Here is an 18206-nt window from a genome sequence, read left to right on the forward strand (position 1 = left end):
AGAACGCCGGACCGACCGCCGTGCCGTGCACGGTCGTCGGTCCGGCTTCGTGTTGCCGTGGACGGCCCGTCAGGACACCTCGTAGCGCGCGAACCGCAGGCCGCCCAGCGCGCCGATACCGGCCGCGTACAGCGCGAGCACCAGGAACCCGAGGCCCTGGGAGGCGCCCTCGGCGCCCGCCGCCGCCGTCATGATCGTGCCGCCGCCGGCGATGTCCCCGGCCCCGCCCGGCAGGAGGTTGCCCAGACCGGGATGGCCCATCGACGAGGACATGATCCGCAGCGTCGGCTCCAGGAACTGCGTGACGAGCAGGAGCCCGACGATCGCGACGACCTGGTTGCGTACGAGCGCGCCCACACCCACGCCGATCGCGCCCCACAGCGTCATCACCACGACGCTGCCGAAGAGCGCCCCCAGCACCGGTCGGTCCGTCAGGTACGAGTGCTCCCCGTGCCCCGACAGCAGCGCGGCCGCCGCCAGCGCGCTGGCGCCCACCGACACGGCTCCGTACACGAACGCCGTGCAGAGTCCCACCAGCAGCTTGGCGCCGTACACCCGCATCCGCCGGGGTTCGGACAGCAGGGTGGCCGTGATGGTGCGGGAGTTGTACTCCTGGGTCACCAGCACGACCCCGAGCGCGAGCGGGAAGACATAGGCGAGCGCGACCGCGAGGTTGTACGCGGGGACAACCTCGTCCGCCGAGTCGAAACTGAGCGGACTCCTCGGGGCGTTGAGGCCGCCGAAGACGACGAGAGCGGTGAGGCCCGCGCTGCACAGGGCCATGGCGAGCAGCAGGATCCACCACAGCTTGGTGGTGGTGAGCTTGCGCAGCTCGGAGGAAAGGTGCGTCTTCATGGATGTCCTCGCGCTGATGCTCGTGCTCATGCTCGTCTTCGTCGTCGTGCTGGTGCTCGTGGTCATGCGCGTGCTCCGCTTCCGGCCCGGGTCAGGCGCATGAAGGCCGACTCCAGCCGTTCGCCCTCCTCCAGCAGTCCGCCGAGCGGCCCGGCGCACAGCAGCCGTCCGTGGTGCATCAGCAGGACGTCGTCGACGGTCTGCTCCATCTCGCCCAGCAGATGGCTGGAGAGCAGCACGGTCCTGCCGGAGGCGGCGAACGCCCGCAGGAACTCCCTCAGCCACAGCATCCCTTCGGGGTCGAGACCGTTGCTCGGCTCGTCCAGGATCAGCAGGTCGGGGTCGCCGAGGAGCGCCGTGGCCAGCGAGAGCCGCTGCTTCATCCCGGTCGAGTAGCCGGAGACGGGACGGTCCGCCGCGCCTTCCAGGCCCACGTCCGCCAGCAGCAGCTCGATCCTCTCGGGTCCACAGCCGGCGGCCTGCGCGTAGCAGCGCAGATGACCGCGGCCGGTCCTGCCGCCGACGAACGCGCCGCCGTCCAGGCCGACGCCGACCCTGCGGGTGGGCGCGGTCAGTTCGCGGTAGGGGCGGCCCCAGAGGTGCGCGGTGCCCTCGGTGGGCCGGATCAGCCCGAGCAGCATCCGCAGCGTCGTGGTCTTCCCCGCGCCGTTGGGGCCGAGGAAGCCCGTGATTCTGCCGCGCGCCACGTCGAAGGTGACGCCGTCGACGGCTCTCGTCCCCCGGAACTCCTTGGCGAGACCCCGCACCGAGATCACGTACGTCTCCTGCTCCATCTGCTCCATCTGCTCCTCGTCCACTGGGGTGTTCAGACTGTGTTGAGGTCGACCTGCGACCGGATCAGCTCCCGGTAGGGACCGGACCGAGCGACCAGTTCGTCGTGGCGCCCGGTCTGGACGACCCGGCCGTGCTCCAGGACCACGACGAGGTCGGCGTTGACGATCGTCGACAGCCGGTGGGCGATGACGATCCGGGTGCACTCCAGCCGGTCCAGCGCGCCGGCGATCCGGGACTCGGTGACGGTGTCCAGGGCGCTGGTCGCCTCGTCGAGGACGAGGACCCGCGGCTGCCGGGCGAGCGCGCGGGCCAGGGCGATGCGCTGGCGCTGCCCGCCGGAGAGGCTGCCGCCCATCTCTCTCACCGGCGTGTGGTAGCCGAGGGGCATGGCGGCGATGTCCTCGTGGACATGGGCCTGGTGCGCGGCCTCGACGACCGCCTCCATGGAGGCGTCAGGGATGCCGAAGCGGATGTTCTCCGCGATGCTGCGGTTGCTGAGCACGATGTCCTGGGGGACGTAGGCGGCGCCGGCGTAGAAGGCGTTGGCGTCGATCTCCCGCAGGGAGACGCCGTCGTAGGCGATGTCCCCCGACTGGATCGGATAGAGCCCCATGAGGAGCTTGCCCAGGGTGCTCTTGCCGGAGCCCGAGCTGCCGACGATCGCGACCCGCTGTCCTGGCCGGATGTCGAACGAGATGTCCTGGAGCGCGGGGGTCTTGGCGCCCGGGTAGGCGAACGCGACCCGGCGCAGCGAGACCGCGCCGCGCATGGTGAGCGGCCGGTCGCCGAAGGCGCCGGTGGACTCGGGCTGGTGCAGGATGTCGCCGACCCGCGCCACCTGCGCGTTCGCCGTGATCAGCTGGGTGAAGGCGCCGGACAGGGACATCACCATGCCGAGGCTGGTGGCGGTGAGCGTCTGCGCCGCGACCGCCGAACCGAGGTCGAGGGAGCCGTGCAGGACCAGCCACAGCCCCACGGCCAGCACCAGCAGCGGCCCGAACACCTGGAAGACGGAGTAGCCGCTGGTGGCCGCGCCCTGGAGGACGATGCGCCGCCGGGTCTGCTCCAGGCCCGCCGCGTACACCTTCCTCCAGTCGCGGAAGAACGTGTCCGTCATCCCGGAGACCTTCAGGGTCTCGATCGACGACAGCGCCTCCATCTGGATGGAGGAGGACTTCGCGGTCTCGCTGATCTCCCGCTCGGTGATGCGGCGGATCGGCCGGTAGGTGCAGACGGCGACCACCAGCATCGTCAGGAAGACGGCGAAGGCCGTCGCGCCCAGGGTGAACGAGCGGTAGAACATGTAGCTGAAGATCGCGACGAGGCTGCCGAGATCGAGCAGCACGATCGACATCTGGCTGGAGATCATGTCGCGGACGGACGCGATGCTGGACAGCCGGTAGAAGAGCTCACCCTGCGAGCGGTTGGCGAAGTACTTGTACGGCAGGTCGAGCAGCTTCTTGAACGTTCTGCCCATCATCGCCTCGCCGAGGCCGCGGATCACCGCCGCCAGACACACCGTACGCAGCAGCGAGAGCAGGAAGAAGACCGTCATGGGGACGGTGAAGGCCACCAGGACCAGCGCGATCGGCGCCTTCTCCAGATAGCCGGCGTAGTCGTTGACGGCGTACTGCGTGGCGATCGGCATGAAGATCGTGAACGAGTACAGCAGCAGCGACATCACGAACGCCTGGACCAGCGGCGTCCGTGCGCCGCTGAGCGACCTCAGGAAGTCCCGCCAGACGCTGGGCTCCCGGTGCCGCACCGGCTGGTGGTCGGCGGTGGGCGTGGCCTCCAGGGCCAGACCCGAGTAGTGGGCCTCGAACTCCTCGACCGGGTACTTCCGCCGCCCGCTGCCCGGGTCGACGACGGTGACATGGCGGTCGGTGATCTCCTCCACGACGACGACATGGCTGTCGTCCCAGTAGGCGATCAGGGGCAGGGCCAGCTGTCCGAGACGGTTGGCGCCCGCCCGGAAGGCGCGCACCTGGAAGCCCCGGCCGCGCAGGATGGTCGCGATCTCCTTGATGGTCAGGCCGTCGCGGCCCACTTCGTGCTCGCGCCGCAGTGCGGCGACCGAGTCGCGCGATCCGTACGCGGACAGCACCATCGCGATGCAGCACAGACCGCATTCGGACTGGGCGAACTGCTGGACTTCCCGGACCCGGCGGGCCCTGCGGGTACGCACTGCCATCAGCGGCCTCCGAGACAGAGAGGGAGAGCGGCCCGGGGGTGGTCCAGCATCAGCCGGGCGTAGTGCCAGCCGGACAGGCCGAGGAAGAAGGAGGGCAGGTGTGGCTCGGTCCCGATGCCGCAGGACCAGCCGCCGCCCGTGCCCGGGCCGTGACGGTCGAGGAACGCGGCGCGGAGGGCCCCGGCCTCGTCGCGCAGCTCCGGCCAGTCGAAGCGGTCGGCCAGCCGGCACAGGACCGCGATCCGGCCCGCGACGCCGTGGCAGAAGCTGATGTCGTCGCCGGGTTCACCGCCGGTGAGCCGCTCCACCTCGGGAGCGATGAAGGCCCGGATCCGGGCGTTGGACTCGCCGAGGGCGGCGAACAGCTCACCGGCCGCGTGGGCCACTCCCGCGTACCCCTTGCACCAGCCGTTGCCGCTCGCCCGGTCGCGCAGGCTCTCGTCCTGCCACCGGTGGCGTGCGTAGGCGTGGGCGAACCGCTCCAGATGGTCCCGTGCGCCGCTGTCGCCGTCGAGGCCGCTCGCGACCATGGCGCTCATGGCGGCGATGCGTCCGAACCGACCATGCGCGAGGCCCAGTTCACCGGTGTGAGTCTCGGGGGAGCCGTCGACGGCGACCAGCCGCCGCAGCAGCCGCTCGGGCGGGACGCCGGTCAGCTCCGGGGCGCCGTGCTCCAGGTAGCGCGCGAGGTAGACGAGGTAGCCGCCGTATCCGTTGAGGTGGTCGAAGTCCGCCGCCGTGAGGGCGTCGACGTCGAGGGCCGGGGCGTCGGGGCGGGCGCCCACGACGGTGAAGGGGGCGTCGGGTGTGCGCAGGCGCCGGATCTCCCAGTCGGTGACGAGCTCGGAGAGCGCCCCGGTGAAGGGGGACATCGCCAGCGGAGTCCCGTCGCCCGCGAAGGCCGGATGCCTCGCGGCCCGGGAGGCCCGCTCCATGTCGACGCCGAGCGGGGAGGTGCCGGTGAGCACCTCGCTCTGCGCCAGATAGAGCAGCAGGCCTCCGCCGTCGTACAGCGGCGCGTTGACCCCGCCGAGGCGCAGCCCGTCGCCCTGGAGCCGGGGCATCAGCCAGGTCGGCGCCGTCTCGTCGCCGACGACGAGGTCGCGGAGCGTGGCGTGCCAGGCGCGGGCGTCGGTCAGGTCGGGAAGCGTCTCGTGGCGCGATGCCCGCCGGACGTCCCAGACGTCGTCCACCGAGCCGGCGAGCGCGTACCGCAGATAGGTCAGGTCGCGCTGCGGTGGCCGGGCGAAGAAGGCGCGGACGGCGTCGAGCGCGGACTGCCGGGGGGCGGTTCCGGCGGCCGTGCGGATCTCCTCGCCGAGGTCACCCCGCATCCGGGCGGAGTCGCAGTCCACCGTGAAGAAGGGGACGTCGAGGTCGAGAAGAGCGGCCACCTCCTCACGGTGCAGCGCGTCCGCCGACTCCTTCGCCGCGCCCCGGTAGTGCCGGGGCAGCTTCCCGAGCAGCTCGGCCCGCGCCTCGCGGCTCCCCAGGTGTACGGGGTGGGTGGAGGCCTCGAGGAAGCGCGCGTACACATACGTCGGCCGGACGACCTGGCGCACCGCCCACTCGCCGGAGTCCCGCACGGCCGCTTCGACGCCGTCCCGGTGGGCGGTGAGCCGCTCGCGCGCCTCGCGGTAGCCGGCGGATATGTCGTCGACCCACTCCCTGGGGTCCAGCGGCTCACCGGATACCGTCGCCATGTTGGAGCCGTGCTCGACGACGACCGGGCTGCGGTCGAAGCGGATGTCGTCCGTGCCGGCGTCGACGACCATGTACGACTGCAGGTGCTCGGAGGCCCCGGGGCGGACGCAGCCGATCCCCGAGATGTCGACGTCCAGCTTCGCTCCCGCGTAACGGGCTGGGAAAAGAAGGGTGTTGAGCACCGAGTGCTCGATGTCGAGGTTCAGCGCGGCCTGCGCCGAGGCGCTCGGCGCCGCCGTGCCCAGGGGGCCGTTGGGCAGCGAGACCAGGGTCTCCGTATCGATCACCACGGGCCCCCGCGGCACGGCGATGATGTTCTCGTGGTGCAGATCGGTCGCGCCGATCATGCCGAGGAGCGCGGCGACCCGGCCGAAGCGCCGGAAGTACGCGCCCGACGACGCGGCGTCGTCGAGGTCGGTGTGGGTGATGAACTCCTGCCACACATGCGTCGGCCGGACGATCGACCTCGGGTGCAGCGGGCCGAAGAACGAGCCGTCCTCGTCGAGGAGCGCGCGGAGGGCGGACAGCAGCTGCTGGCAGTTGTCCTGCTGCGGCTTGTACACGGTCCGGACCGTGTCGTCCCAGGTCACCAGGCAGACGGTCCGGCCGCCCCGGTGGGCGTCGCCGAGCCCGGGGACGAGCGAGGTGATCCGCCCCTGGACGCCCAGGAGGTCACCGAGCTCCCGCCGGTCCGCCGCCGCCGCGCTCAGCACCTCGCGGACGGTCCGCGCGGTGCGGACGGTCAACAGGCGCAGCAGCCGGTCCAGTTCGGGGAAGCGGGCGAGCAGCGCGGCCCGTCCCTCCTCGCCGGCGATCCGGGCGTGGAACGCCTCGTACGTCCCGCCCTCCGCGTGGAAGGAGGCGATCAGGGTCCGTACTCCGGTCTCGGCACAGACACCCATCAGGGAGCGCAGTACGGACTCGGTGACGGCATCGGCGTCGGTCACGTCGTTCCGGAAGGCGGCGATGTCCTGCGCGCAGTCCTCCAGGTACGGCGTGTAGAAGGCGCCGAAGACATCGGCCCTCTCCTCGGTGATGCGCTTCACCAGCTCTTCGGTGTGCACGGTCTGCTCTCGGGTCGGGGGCGGAGGTGGGAGGGTGGGGACGGGCGCCCCGGAAGTACCAGTTCCGGGGCGCCCGTTCCGTACCGGTTCAGCCGGTTCAGCAGCGCTTGGTGCAACCGCTGGTCGGGCAGCCGCCCTGCATCGCGGCGCTGGCGCCGACGATGACCGTGGTGACGGCGGTGGCCGGGATGATGGTGGGCGTGAAGCCCGCGGCCAGGGACTCCGGCGCGTCGGCCAGCTCGACGAGCTCGTCGACGGAGACGTAACCGGTGGCGTCGTTCATGGCGATGTTGCCCATGACGGTTCCTTTCAGTTGGTGGTGCTCTTCTTGGCAAGACCCCTTCAGGGGGCCTCGTTCGTGGCTGCGCTAGGCGAAGCGCAGGATGGAGGGGTAGACCTCCGGGTCCAGGTGGTGGAGCACGGACCAGGCGAGTCCGGCCTCCCCGACCATGAGGCTGTTGGTGTAGGCGTACTTGGTGTCGGAACGCTGCTCGTAGCGCTCGACGACGTCACCGAAGAGGCGCGGATAGATGTCGTCGACGCCGTCGCCGAACAGTCCGGGAACCGTCCGCTCCCCGAGGATCACGACCTCGGCGCTGGCCAGGTCGCCGTGGCAGTACGTCGGGTTGTTGCCGAAGCCACGGCTGAGGGTGAGCCCCGCGAGCCGGGCCAGGACGGGCGCGGGGACGGCCTCGGGGGCGTGCTCCGCGGTCATCAGGGCGCCCAGCAGCAGCCCCGGCGCGCCGTGGCACCAGCCGTATGAGCGCTCCGGCTCGCCCCAGACGCGGGGCCAGTCACGGTCGCTCTCGTCGTAGGAGTCGAGCACCGCGCCGACGATCCGCAGGCCCAGCTCCCGGACCCGGGTGTCCCCGAGCTCGGTGCCGTGGCGGACCAGTACCGGTCCGATGCCCATCGCGCCGTGCGCATAGCCCGTGTAGGGGGTCACCCGGGCGTCGGCCGGGTCGTGGAGACCGAGGTCGATGCCGCCCAGCGCGCGAACCTCGGCGGCGGCCACGGTCGCCGCCGCTTCCGCCACGGACCGGCGCTCGGCCGGGCTCGTCGCCCGCCGGTGCAGGGCCAGCGTGACGGCCAGCGCGCCCGCCATCCCGCTCAGCAGATCGGTGCCGACCTCGGCGCCCGAGCAGCGGGCGAGCTCCCGGGCCAGCTCTCCCAGCCGGGCACTGTCCGGCTCGTCCAGCAGCTGCCGGGCGACGGCGACGGCGTAGGCGGTGCCCGCCATGCCGGTCATGCCGCCGACGGACACGCCCTGTTCGGCGAGGAGACCGCCGCGCAGCTGCTCCTCGACCGGGTCCAGCACACGGCGGGCGGCGTCGGCGAAGTCACGCCGCCCGGTCTCGCGGGCCAGACCCGCGAGGACGAGCGCGGGGCCGGGGCTGCCGCCGTACAGGTCGTAGCCCAGGGTGCCGGGGCTCCACTGGCTCTGTGAGTCGGTGGTGACCTGGGGGGCGATCCAGGTCGCCGGGTGGCGGGGGTCGGTGCTGGTGACGAGGGTCGCCAGCAGCCGGTCGCCGACGCGCTCCGCCTCGGCGACGAGACGGTCCCGGTCGACGGAGACCGCGGGCCGGCCCGCTCCCCGTACGGGCACGAAGCCGGTCTTCTCCTCGTCCGTCGGCAGCTTGTTGACGAAGGAGTGGTCGATCAGGCGCAGTTCCCGTTCGATGACGTCCTCGCAGAGCCCGTGGAGCCGGGCGCGCACGGTCTCCAGCGGCGGCTCGGCCAGCGCGTCCTCCCGCACCACCCGGCCGTGGGCGTGCAGGGCGCGGGTCCGGGCGGAGTACGAGAAGTACGGGACGTCCCCGTCGGCCATCTGCCGGACCTCCTCGTCGGCGAGGGCCGGGTTGTCGCCGGTGCGCAGCACGACCCGGTTGAGGACGGCGGCGCGGACCACCGGGTCCGCCATCGCGTGGGGATGGGTCGCCATCCGCAGCAGTTGCGAGTAGAAGATCGTCGCCTGGTTGACGTGCCGGAACCGGGCGTCGCCGAGGAAGGTCTCGATGGCGTCCATGACGTCGTCCGGGTGGGCCGCCGCGTACTCCAGGACGCGGCGGAACTCGGCCTTGATGGTGTCCCGCTGGGCGGCCACCGGCAGCTGGGTGGCGCGCTGCACGGCGAGATTGGCGTTGGGCTCGGTGGTCCGCGTGCTCACCATGGAGACGAACATGTCGTCGCGGCCGGCGTTCTGGAGGCCGAGCGACTTGTACGGGGCCTGCTGGCCGGTGTCGTAGCCGATGGCGCCGATGTCCAGGCCGGGACCCTTGTCGCCGGAGCGGACGACGAGCGGGAGCAGCCCGGAGCCGATGATCGACTCCTGGAGCGTGAGCGCCCCGAGCTTGGACGCCGCGCCGTCGTCGTAGGCCTCCGGGACGGTGAGCCGGGGCGACAGCAGCGTCTCGGTGTCGATGACCACGGGTCCCGCCGCGCAGGACACCATGTTCTCGAAGTGGATGTCGGTGGCCTTGAGCAGGAAAAGGACACCGGCGACGGTGCCGACGCGGGCGTAGTAGTCCTTCTGCTCGCCGGCGTACTCCTCGGTGGGGACGAACTCCACGAAGCCGCCCCGGTCCGTGGGCAGGACGGAGTACGTCGGCAGATCGGTGCCCAGACGCTCGTTCATCCAGGCCACGAAGGAGTTGTATCCCGCCTCCGCCTCGATGGGATGGGGCTTGTAGAGGACGCGGCGACCGTCGGTGAAGACGACCTGGGCGACCGAGGTGCCGCCGTTGTGGGTGTCGCCCTCGCCCAGGGAGAGGCGCGCGACCAGGGGTGCGGAGCCGCCGTCGCCCATGAGCGTTCCCAACCCGTCCTGGTTCTCCGCTACTTCGCGCAGCAGGTCGAGGACGTACCGGGCGGACGCCTCGACACGGCAGTCGACCAGGTGGAAGAGGTGGGGGTAGGCGGCGAGCAGTTCGCCGTGCCCCTCCTCGCTGTTGGTCCAGCGACGGAAGGCCGCGTACCGCTCCTCGGGGGTGTCGCCGTCGAGCAGACCGCGGGAACGGCGCTGGTGGAGCACCTCGACAAGGGTCCGGATCATCAGCCGGGAGACGAGACCCGTCTGGTTGTCGACGAAGTCGTCGACGATCGTGTGGGTGCCGGCCACCACGGAGGAGGCCTCGACGCCGCCACGGACCAGGTCCGCCCAGGGGCGTACGAAGTGCGCGAAGTAGTCGTGGAAGAGCCCGTCGGGGTCGAGGGCCGGGTCGTAGGCGGCGGGCCGCACGGGACGCCGCTTCCCGCCCTGGACGCTGTCGGCGGCCGGGGCCGCCCGCAGCCGCTCCTCGACGTGCTCGATGAGCTCGGGGGAGGTCAGCTCCGGCAGATACGTCCGCAGCGCTTCGGAAATGACGTGGTCGTCACTGTCGTCAATGACGTGGTCGTCGTGGCTCTTCATGAATACCGGGTCCAGGGCGGGGAGATGAGGTGACGCCGGGAGGGAGGTCCCGGCGTCATTCGGTCACTTGCAGTTGTTCTGGCACTCGGAGGTGGCAGTGCAGAAGTTCCCGTTGTTCCCCAGGACGTAGCTGGCGCCGTAGCAGCTCAGGGACGAGAGGACCGTGCCCCAGCCCTGACCGGCGGCGCTGACGGCGTCGAGGTTCTGGTCGGTGATCTCTTCGAGGATGCCGACGTTCGGGTTCGCCATGTGGCTCACACCTTTCACACGGACGGACGGCGGGCCCGTGGGCCGGCCGTTCCGTACTGATCTTGACCTCCTGAACGCTAGGGACCGGCGGCGCGGCGCACCCCCGCCCACGGGCGGGTTCTCTCCCCTCCTGGGGACCTGTTCGCGGGAGGGGGCGGGGGAGGGGACGGACGGGGAGAGGTATGGGAAAGGGCCGGCGAGAGGCACGGAGAGCGCGGCCGGGACCGGGGCCGCGGTGTCCGTGACGCCGTGCTTCACCGGGTCGGTGAAGGCGTGTACGCGGGCCCGCTCAGTCCGCCGCCACGACACCCGCCGGAGATGCCGCCCGCGACTGGGAGACCGTCGCCCGCCTGGAGACGCTCGACTTCGTCGCCGCTACTGGTGAGCCGGGCTGTCGGAAGTTGCGGAATGGCCGAACTTCCTGAGCCTGACGCGAGCGGCTTGTGTGCGCGAGTCGCGGGGCGGACGTTGGCCGGCTCGGGCTAGCTGGCCTCAGGTGCTGGTCCGGATCTTCGGTGGCTCGCGGAGCGAGGTTGTCCACCTCTTCGCTAAGGGCGTGACGGCTGTCGAAGTAGCGCTGCTTGGCATCGGGCGACCACTGCATGGGCGCCGCACCCGAAGGGGACGCGGTCCATCGGACGCAGGCCGATCGCCTTCGGCGCCGTCGCCCACTCCGGGGTGGAGACCCCGCTCAGCTCTCCACGCCGATCCAGCGGTGCTCGGTCGTCATGTACTCGTACATCGGCCTTCCCTTGGTGCCGCTGGTGCGGAACGGCCTGCCCTCGTCGGTGATCCGCACCGTGCCTGAGCGCCCCTCGCTGCTCCACTCCAGTTCCAGGTACCAGCGGCAGTCGCAGGTCGACGTCCGCGCCGTGACCAGCAGCTCCTCCGGGTCGGAGGACGTCACGGTGTACGGGAACGAGACCGCCGGGATCGTCGTCCCCGAGCTTGCGTCGAAACCGGCGACCGGACGCGCGAGCGGGCGGGGCATGTCGAGGTTCACATCGATGGAACGCGGCGTGAGCGCGCCTCCGCACCCGCTGCTCATCCGGTAGGCGCTCCCCTTCGCGGGCCCGTCCCGCTGGATGACCCGTACGCGCAACGCCTGGAGGACGACGGTCCTCTCGGACCGGCCCTGGACGGAAACACGCACATTGGTGTCCCGGCCGTGGACCGCGCCGACTGCCCTCACCCATGGCCTGGAGTCCTGCTCCACCGGCGGCGGAGGGACCTGCTCGGGACCGCGGTTGATCAGGTACTCGTGGCCGCACCCGCTCTGCCAGACGTCGGAGGTGGCGCTCCAGGTGAACGGCAGGTCGACGGGGGCGGCGGCCGACGGAGGGACTGAGGGACCGGGGGCACGCCGGGTGCCTTCGCTGCCGGCCCCCTCGGCGGGGGCGGCTCCGGCGCCGGGGCCGAGCGACAGCAGGGTGACCGTGGCGGTGACGGCGGCGGCGACCGCGGCGGCGGCGGCGAGGAGCGCGGCCCAGCGGCGGCGGAGTGGGCGGGCCGGCGGTACGGAGGCCGGTTCCTCGGTCGCGGGTTCCTCGGACGCGGGTTCCCGAGTCGCGGGCACCGTCGAGGGCTCAGGCTCCGGTGGCGCGGCGGCTGAAGGGGCGGGCGTCGGTGGCGCGGCGGCTGAAGGGGCGGGAGTCGGCGCGGTGGCGGGCGCCGTAGCAGCGGCCGGGGGCGTCTGCGGCCGCCGGACCGCGTCCGCCAGGATCCACAGCCGCTGCAGCTGGACCCGTTCCTCCGCGGAGGCTCCGCAGAGCCGCGCCAGCCGCTCGACGGGCGTGAACCGCGCCGGTACCGCCTCGCCGGAGCAGTACCGGTGCAGCGTCGAGGCGCTCACGTCCAGCCGCCGTGCCAGAGCCCCGTAGCTGCGGCCGGAGCGGTCCTTGAGGCCGCGCAGCCGCTCCGCGAACTCCTCGACCTCGGCTTCCTTCCCCGTGCGCATACGCCCCCCGCTCCCGTCCCGCCCCTGTTTCCGTCCCGGGCGGCGTTCCACCCCGTCCACATGTCCCCACATCATCTGGGGTGGAATGGTTCCACCGTCCCAAGCGGTCGCGTCGGCATTGCGCGGGCCGGGGTACTGCTCCGAAGCTGATCAGCGTCTCGTCACCGTCGCATCGGGGGATGCCGTCCATGTTCAGTTTCCGCACCACGCTCACCGTCGCCACCGTCGCCGCGGCCGGCCTCGCCCTGGGCGCCGCCACGCTCAACCCGGCCGCCGCCGCCCCGGTTTCCGCGCCGGCCCCGACCGGCCCGGCCGCGGCGCCGGCCTTCCTCGCAGCGGCGCAGATGCCCCCGTCCTCCACCCCGTGGACGGCCGGGAGGGTGACCAAGGGCCTTCCGGAGGGCGGCCCGTTCTGCGCTCCCGGTGTCGTTCCGGCCGCCGGCACCAGCCACCGCGTCTTCCGTACCGAACTGGACACCGGCGGCGTGCAGATCACCACGGTCGCCGCGACGCCCGCAAAGGCCGCCGAGCTGGTCACGGCCCTGCGCCGGGCGTTCGCCACCTGCGCCGACCGGATCGAGCGGCAGTACCCGACGGTCCGGGCGAGCGGCGCGTACCACGGCAGGGTGCCGGCGGAGGACGGCGCGTACGTCTACAGCCTCGACACCGAGGACACGGAGGTCGGCAGCACGGACATCGGCCTGTTCTCCGTGGGCCGTGACGGACGCACGGTCACCTACGTCCGGTGGGGGCAGCTGGGCGATCTGGCGGACGCCCCGGTGAAGGCGTTCACGACCACCACGCGTACGGCGGTGAACAAGCTCTACCGCTGAGCCGGCCGGTCCCGGACCACCCTCCACTCCCCACACCGACACCCCGCACTGGCAAGGAATTCAGTGACCACCATGTGTCCCGGGCGCGCTCTGCGTGCCCTGACGGTCCCGCTCCTGGGGATCGTCCTGCTGGCCGGATGCGGCTTCTCCGGCGCGACGGACGGCCCGAAGAACACGAACCGGCTCGGCGACGGGAAGCGGGGCGCCGCAGCCCCTGCCGGCATCACCATCGCCCCTGCCGGGACGCGGGGCGAGTCCGTGAACCCCGCCGACGTCGTGGAGGTCGTGGCCGCCGGCGGAACGCTGACCTCTGTCGTGGTCAAGCCCGCCCGGGGCGAGGGCGTCGAGGTGACCGGTGCCTGGGACGCTCCCCGGCGCACGTGGCAGTCGGACCGCACGATGACCCCGGGGACGGAGTACGTCGTCGAGGCCACCGCCGTGAACCCGGAGGGCACGACGGCCCGGGCCCGGAGCACCTTCCGTACGTCGGCCGCTGACCGGGGCAACGGCGTGACCGTGACACCCGCCAGGGGCACGGTCGTCGGCGTCGGACAGCCGGTGTCGATCGCCTTCGACATCCCGGTGAAGAACAGGGCGGCGGTCGAGCGGCGGCTGTCGGTCACCACCACTCCGAGGACCGAGGGGGCGTGGGGCTGGGCCCGCGACCCGCTGACCGGCACCGAACGGGTGGACTGGAGGCCCCGGACCTACTGGGCCAAGGGCACCAAGGTCACGATGGTCGCCGAGCTCAGCGGCGTGGAGACCGGCCCCGGCCGCTATCTGCGCCGGGACGTCACCACCACGTTCACCACGGGCACCGCCCGCGTCTCCGAGGTGGACCTGCGCGAGCACACCATGACCGTCACCGAGGACGGCCGAACGACCAGGGTCATCCCGATATCGGGCGGGGCACCCGACTACCCGACCTGGAACGGCACCATGGTCGTCCTGGGCAAGCAGGCCCTCGTACGGATGACCTCGCGGTCGGTCAGGATCGACGACCCGTACGACAAGGAGGTCCCGTGGGCCGTGCACATGACCACCTCGGGCACCTACACCCACGCCGCCCCCTGGAACGAGGGCAAGGGCTACTTCGGCCGGGTCAACAAGAGCCACGGCTGCGTGGGGATGTCCGAGGCGGACGGCAAGTGGTTCTACGACCGGGCCGTACGCGGTGACGTCATCAAGGTCCACGGATCGACCCGGGCGACGGTCGCCACCGGTAACGGGTTCGGCGACTGGAACCTCAGCTTCGACCAGTGGCGGGGGCTCAGCGCCCTGAACCGCTGAGCAGCCGTTCCCGCCCGGGCGGGCCGGCTCACGGGGGCGGCCCGGGGGGTGGGACGCGCAGAGGGCGGGCCGCGGCGCGGCCCGCCCTCTTCGACGTGGGGCGCGGCCCGGAGTCACGGGCCGCCGGGGGGATCAGGGGCAGGACGCGATGGTGCTGCGCGCGCGCTCGGGGGAAGCGTGCTTCACCTTGCAGGTGTCCGTGTCGAGGCCGCCGTCGACCACGCCCCAGCCGGGGCCGGCGAGCAGGTCGGCGCCGCCCTTGCCGCGGATCAGGTCCTTGCCGGGGCCGCCCTGGATGACTCCCCCGGCCTCCACGGCCAGACCCTTCGCCTCGACGGTGTCGTTTTCGCTGCCGCCGAGGACACGGCCGCCGAAGTCGATGACGCCGGTCACGATGTAGTCGCCGCCGTCGTTGCCGAACACCTGGCCACCGCCGCGCTGGTAGTCGCCGGGGGTGCCGTGGACGCTCCCGACGGTGATCCGGTCGCTGCCCATGTCGCCGTAGACGGCGGCGCCGTGCTCGCTCGTACCGCGGACCGTGGCGACGGTGATGGTGTCGTCACCGGCGTTGCCACGCACGGAGCTGGACCCCTCGCGGGGGAGGAGGTGGCTGGTCTGCATGGTGTCGTCACCGTCGCCGCCGAGCACCTGCGAGTCGACGACCAGACCCTTGATCCGGATGTAGTCGTCGCCGCCGCCGCCCCACACCGTGACGTTCTCGATGTCGTTCTCGCACTCGATGCGGTCGTTGCGGTCGGTGCCGAAGACGGTGTCACCGGGAGGCGCGGAAACACCGTTGACGGTGCACTGATGACTGGGAAGCGCACTGCGCTCGGCCGCTGCCGCGTGGGCCGGAACGGCCATGAGCAGAGCGGAGACGATCGCGGTTGCGGTCAGGGCGCGGGATGTGGCAGGCATTCGGTCTCCTGGGGTGGAAGGTTGGGACTTCATCTGCCCATTCAGAAGCTAAAGATGAGCAAACCTGACATTTCGTCACCCGCTCGACCGATAAAGTGTGTTTATGTCATTGTGCGGTAACGGTACTTAGCCACGGCGACGCGGCCGGTCCGCGGCTCCTCCGCCGTCCGGGCGAACCGCCGCCGCGTCGGCCCACGACCGGCGGCCGCCGACAACTCTCCTTGGGTACCGATGCGGCACTACGCACGCCGCGGACGCGACACCACCGATGAGTTCGTCCGGCCGCCGCGGTCTCACCCTGCGTAGAGCCCGCCGACCACCTCTCCCGGAGGACCATCATGAGGAAGATCACTGCCGGCCTGTTCATCTCGCTCGACGGGGTCGTGGAGGCGCCCGACCAGTGGCACTTCCCTTACTTCAATGACGAGATGGGCGCCGCCGTCGACGCGACCCTCGGCGCGGCCGACACCGTCCTCTTCGGCCGCACGACCTACGACAGCTTCGCCGGAGCCTGGCCGGAGCGCGAGGCGGCCGGGGGCGAGGACGCCGCCTTCGCCAAGAAGCTCGGCGACGCCCGCAAGATCGTCGCGTCGCACCGGAAACTCGACTTCACCTGGCGCAACTCCGAACAGCTCGAAGGCGGCCTCGTCGAAGCCGTCACGGCCCTGAAGAAAGAACCGGGCGGAAACATCGGCATGAGCGGCTCGGTCTCGGTCGTCCGCCAACTCCTGGCCGCCGGCCTGCTGGACGAACTCCACCTCCTGGTCCACCCGATCGCCGTCCGCAAGGGCATGCGCCTGTTCGACGAGGGCGAGCGCCCGATCCCTCTGCAGCTGCTCTCGTCGGAGACCTTCCGAACCGGCGTACTGAGCCTCATCTACACCCCGGCGGAACCCCCCGCCGACGCCACCTACACCGATGCGAAGGCCCATCTGCCCCAATCCGAGGGGTAGGTCATCGGGCCACACCAAGGTCCCGCCGCGTGACGCGGCGAAGCTCGGCCACGGCGTCGTCGAACCGGTCCTCCACAGGGGGGCGACGCCGACCACGAGCCATCATCGGACCCCTGTCCACCGACGAAGCGGTGTCATCGGGCGCGGCGTCGGCCTGAGCTCCTGGATCGCACTGCGACGAACACCACCTCGGCCACGACGATCACGATGCCGATGATCAAAAGGTAGATCAGGCCCTCCGCCACCGCGCCGATGATTCCCAGGACGATGGCCACGAGTAGCAGGAACAGGAGGAATGCCATACCGAGACACCTCCCTCGCCTGCGGGCGTGACGACGCCGCCGCAACAACCCCGGCGCGTACCCACCGGGACCGCCCTTCCGGGTCGGCGGCACATGACAGTGTGCCGATACGACCCACTTTCATGCTAAGCCTCGTGCGCATTCCCGGCATGGGTGATTCTTCATGCCGGTACGGGCCTCTCCGTACCCGGGAACGGCCTTCGACCGGCGTCAGCCGCCTTCCTCCTCCTCGCTCTCCATGAGCCGGATCCCCTGGTGGGTGAGGGTGACCATCGCGGGTGTGTTTCCCCGCTCCCAGTCGACCGTGATGAGCCGCTCGCCCGCCAGATACGTGCAGGCGGCGGCCAGATCCTGCTGGGGGATGTCGAGATCGTCGCGGAGCTTCGCCCCGGCGACGCCAAGGAGCCGATTGCCTTCCGTGGCCTCGTACAGAGCCTTCATGATCGCATCGCGGTAGTTCTTCCGCTCGCGCAGTGTTGCCATGGGTGCACCGCTTCAGATTTCGTCCGTCTGCTGACGGTCGTCCTCGGAGGACTGACTGGTGGCCAGCCAGGATCGCGCGGGCTCTGCCGCGTGGGTGGTATCCACGGTGAGGTGGAGGCGCGTTCCGCCGTTCACCGTGTCGACGGGGTAGCTGCGCTGTTCGGTGGCGGCGAAGCAGCGACGGAGAACCTCCGCGACCTGCCGGGCGGTCTCGGGGGACGAGGCGACGATGCGCACGTCGGCGTACCCGTGAGCGGGCACTTCCGGTGACTTCATGGTGACCTCGTTCATCGGGGAGACGTGCGTGGGGTGGGCGTGACGTCGGCGCGCCACGCCCACCGCCTCCGGTCGTCGGGGCACGCCCAGCCTCTCCGGTCGGGAAGTGCCGAGGTCATCCGCGACCCCCGGCACCTTGCTCGTGATCGTCGACCGGGGGCGATCCGGCGGGTTCTTCCGGTCGTCGGTTCTTCCCGCGCAGTCGGCCGATTCCCGGCAGGGCCTCGCTGTAGCGGAAGGCAGCGATCCTTCCCTCGTGCTGTGCGTTGAGCCGGTGGATGAGGATCATTCCCAGGCCGATCATGGCGATGATCAGGGCCACGGTGATGATGGTTTCCACGTCCTCACCTCCCTCGGGCGGAGTCGAGGAGCCCGGCCGGGCTCCCGCCCGCCGAGCCGGAGCCGCCGTCGGTCTCCCAGCCCTCCTCCCGGCTTCGGGCCGCCGTCCCCTCGCGGACCGAGTCGTCGTCCAGCAGCTTGCTGGCGGTGAGGAGGGCCCCCGGAACGGCAGCGGCGGTCATCAGCCGTGCGGCTGTAGCCGTGTCGGTCTCCGGCGGGATCACCAGGAGGTCCATGCGGCCTCTGGTGTAGGAGAGGATGATCAGCTTGTTCGGGTCCTGCTCGTCGGCGAACCAGCCCACGTGCACGGTGTGCCCGGTCACGGGCACCTTGCGCGGGATCACGGGCCAGTGGGAGGGGTTCACCGTGACACGGGTGACCCGGCCCCAAGGCGCGTCCAGGGCGTCCGTGAGGGCGGGGAGTTCACGGGAGAGGTCGCGGGAGCGGGGCCACCAGGCACCGTCCAGGAGCCCCGGAACCGACCCCGCGGGGACCAGGGAAAGTCGGGCCGGTGGCGAGAGCACGGGCCGCTCGGTGATGCTTGTACGTTCAATGGTCGCGGTCATGACGCGAACCCGCCTCCGG

At 71.4% G+C, this 18206-nt stretch carries 17 protein-coding genes; 3 read left to right on the forward strand and 14 right to left on the reverse strand.

Going from position 1 to position 18206, the window contains the following annotated elements; all coding sequences use genetic code 11:
* Window positions 1-69 precede the first annotated feature (69 nt).
* From ACZ5VC_RS15565 to ACZ5VC_RS15600, 8 genes are all read right to left on the reverse strand, one after another.
* Window positions 70-921, reverse strand: a complete 852-nt coding sequence (locus tag ACZ5VC_RS15565; RefSeq protein WP_469120564.1) for an ABC transporter permease — start codon at window positions 919-921, stop codon at window positions 70-72.
* Complete coding sequence (locus ACZ5VC_RS15570; RefSeq protein ID WP_469120565.1) at window positions 918-1673, reverse strand: ABC transporter ATP-binding protein; 756 nt, start codon at window positions 1671-1673, stop codon at window positions 918-920. The genes ACZ5VC_RS15565 and ACZ5VC_RS15570 overlap by 4 nt, the downstream gene beginning before the upstream one ends.
* 8 nt (window positions 1674-1681) lie before the next feature.
* On the reverse strand, window positions 1682-3844 hold the full coding sequence (locus ACZ5VC_RS15575) for a peptidase domain-containing ABC transporter (RefSeq protein ID WP_469120566.1): 2163 nt from the start codon (window positions 3842-3844) through the stop codon (window positions 1682-1684).
* The gene (gene lanM, locus ACZ5VC_RS15580) at window positions 3844-6612 is read right to left on the reverse strand and encodes a type 2 lanthipeptide synthetase LanM (RefSeq protein WP_469120567.1); all 2769 of its coding nucleotides are present in this window, start codon (window positions 6610-6612) and stop codon (window positions 3844-3846) included. The genes ACZ5VC_RS15575 and lanM overlap by 1 nt, the downstream gene beginning before the upstream one ends.
* Before the next feature lie 97 nt (window positions 6613-6709).
* Window positions 6710-6910, reverse strand: coding sequence for a class II lanthipeptide, LchA2/BrtA2 family (locus tag ACZ5VC_RS15585; protein WP_468709198.1), 201 nt, complete (start codon window positions 6908-6910; stop codon window positions 6710-6712).
* A 69-nt stretch (window positions 6911-6979) separates the two neighbouring features.
* Window positions 6980-10021, reverse strand: coding sequence for a type 2 lanthipeptide synthetase LanM family protein (locus tag ACZ5VC_RS15590; RefSeq protein ID WP_469120568.1), 3042 nt, complete (start codon window positions 10019-10021; stop codon window positions 6980-6982).
* Between the two features lie 63 nt (window positions 10022-10084).
* Window positions 10085-10270, reverse strand: a complete 186-nt coding sequence (locus ACZ5VC_RS15595) for a plantaricin C family lantibiotic (protein WP_468709202.1) — start codon at window positions 10268-10270, stop codon at window positions 10085-10087.
* 691 nt (window positions 10271-10961) lie between these two features.
* The gene (locus ACZ5VC_RS15600) at window positions 10962-12227 is read right to left on the reverse strand and encodes a helix-turn-helix domain-containing protein (RefSeq protein WP_469120569.1); all 1266 of its coding nucleotides are present in this window, start codon (window positions 12225-12227) and stop codon (window positions 10962-10964) included.
* Window positions 12228-12415: 188 nt separating this feature from the next.
* Here ACZ5VC_RS15600 and ACZ5VC_RS15605 point away from each other — a divergent pair, with 188 nt between their 5' ends.
* Complete coding sequence (locus tag ACZ5VC_RS15605) at window positions 12416-13060, forward strand: hypothetical protein (RefSeq protein ID WP_469120570.1); 645 nt, start codon at window positions 12416-12418, stop codon at window positions 13058-13060.
* 72 nt (window positions 13061-13132) lie between these two features.
* On the forward strand, window positions 13133-14350 hold the full coding sequence (locus ACZ5VC_RS15610; protein WP_469120814.1) for a L,D-transpeptidase: 1218 nt from the start codon (window positions 13133-13135) through the stop codon (window positions 14348-14350).
* Between the two features lie 132 nt (window positions 14351-14482).
* Here the strand turns inward: ACZ5VC_RS15610 and ACZ5VC_RS15615 are convergent, their stop codons facing one another.
* Entirely contained in the window at window positions 14483-15268 is a 786-nt protein-coding gene (locus ACZ5VC_RS15615; RefSeq protein ID WP_469120571.1) for a hypothetical protein, read from the reverse strand.
* A 338-nt stretch (window positions 15269-15606) separates the two neighbouring features.
* Between ACZ5VC_RS15615 and ACZ5VC_RS15620 the strand changes: the two genes are divergently transcribed.
* Window positions 15607-16221 carry a dihydrofolate reductase family protein gene (locus ACZ5VC_RS15620; RefSeq protein WP_469120572.1) on the forward strand — a complete coding sequence of 205 codons (615 nt, stop codon included), beginning with the start codon at window positions 15607-15609 and terminating at the stop codon, window positions 16219-16221.
* 134 nt (window positions 16222-16355) lie between these two features.
* Here ACZ5VC_RS15620 and ACZ5VC_RS15625 read toward each other — a convergent pair whose 3' ends face one another.
* The 5 genes from ACZ5VC_RS15625 to ACZ5VC_RS15645 all read right to left on the reverse strand — a co-directional run bounded on the left by ACZ5VC_RS15625 (window position 16356) and on the right by ACZ5VC_RS15645 (window position 18187).
* Window positions 16356-16523, reverse strand: a complete 168-nt coding sequence (locus ACZ5VC_RS15625; RefSeq protein WP_469120573.1) for a hypothetical protein — start codon at window positions 16521-16523, stop codon at window positions 16356-16358.
* A 210-nt stretch (window positions 16524-16733) separates the two neighbouring features.
* Window positions 16734-17006 carry a hypothetical protein gene (locus ACZ5VC_RS15630; RefSeq protein ID WP_469120574.1) on the reverse strand — a complete coding sequence of 91 codons (273 nt, stop codon included), beginning with the start codon at window positions 17004-17006 and terminating at the stop codon, window positions 16734-16736.
* Between the two features lie 12 nt (window positions 17007-17018).
* Complete coding sequence (locus ACZ5VC_RS15635; RefSeq protein ID WP_469120815.1) at window positions 17019-17282, reverse strand: hypothetical protein; 264 nt, start codon at window positions 17280-17282, stop codon at window positions 17019-17021.
* Window positions 17283-17397: 115 nt separating this feature from the next.
* Window positions 17398-17622 carry a hypothetical protein gene (locus ACZ5VC_RS15640; protein ID WP_469120575.1) on the reverse strand — a complete coding sequence of 75 codons (225 nt, stop codon included), beginning with the start codon at window positions 17620-17622 and terminating at the stop codon, window positions 17398-17400.
* Between the two features lie 4 nt (window positions 17623-17626).
* Window positions 17627-18187: a DUF5994 family protein gene (locus ACZ5VC_RS15645; protein ID WP_469120576.1), complete on the reverse strand. Its 561-nt coding sequence runs from the start codon at window positions 18185-18187 to the stop codon at window positions 17627-17629.
* Between the last annotated feature and the right edge of the window lie 19 nt (window positions 18188-18206).

The organism is Streptomyces sp. NPDC033174, from assembly GCF_055577795.1.

Coding starts and splice junctions, on each gene's coding strand:
- ACZ5VC_RS15630 (WP_469120574.1), bottom strand. CDS start 17,006: ATGGCAACACTGCGCGAGCGGAAGAACTACCGCGATGCGATCATGAAG.
- ACZ5VC_RS15615 (WP_469120571.1), bottom strand. CDS start 15,268: ATGCCTGCCACATCCCGCGCCCTGACCGCAACCGCGATCGTCTCCGCT.
- ACZ5VC_RS15595 (WP_468709202.1), bottom strand. CDS start 10,270: ATGGCGAACCCGAACGTCGGCATCCTCGAAGAGATCACCGACCAGAAC.
- ACZ5VC_RS15585 (WP_468709198.1), bottom strand. CDS start 6,910: ATGGGCAACATCGCCATGAACGACGCCACCGGTTACGTCTCCGTCGAC.
- ACZ5VC_RS15600 (WP_469120569.1), bottom strand. CDS start 12,227: ATGCGCACGGGGAAGGAAGCCGAGGTCGAGGAGTTCGCGGAGCGGCTG.
- ACZ5VC_RS15645 (WP_469120576.1), bottom strand. CDS start 18,187: ATGACCGCGACCATTGAACGTACAAGCATCACCGAGCGGCCCGTGCTC.
- ACZ5VC_RS15625 (WP_469120573.1), bottom strand. CDS start 16,523: ATGGCATTCCTCCTGTTCCTGCTACTCGTGGCCATCGTCCTGGGAATC.
- ACZ5VC_RS15635 (WP_469120815.1), bottom strand. CDS start 17,282: ATGAAGTCACCGGAAGTGCCCGCTCACGGGTACGCCGACGTGCGCATC.
- ACZ5VC_RS15590 (WP_469120568.1), bottom strand. CDS start 10,021: ATGAAGAGCCACGACGACCACGTCATTGACGACAGTGACGACCACGTC.
- ACZ5VC_RS15575 (WP_469120566.1), bottom strand. CDS start 3,844: ATGGCAGTGCGTACCCGCAGGGCCCGCCGGGTCCGGGAAGTCCAGCAG.
- ACZ5VC_RS15605 (WP_469120570.1), top strand. CDS start 12,416: ATGTTCAGTTTCCGCACCACGCTCACCGTCGCCACCGTCGCCGCGGCC.
- ACZ5VC_RS15565 (WP_469120564.1), bottom strand. CDS start 921: ATGACCACGAGCACCAGCACGACGACGAAGACGAGCATGAGCACGAGC.
- ACZ5VC_RS15620 (WP_469120572.1), top strand. CDS start 15,607: ATGAGGAAGATCACTGCCGGCCTGTTCATCTCGCTCGACGGGGTCGTG.
- ACZ5VC_RS15610 (WP_469120814.1), top strand. CDS start 13,133: ATGTGTCCCGGGCGCGCTCTGCGTGCCCTGACGGTCCCGCTCCTGGGG.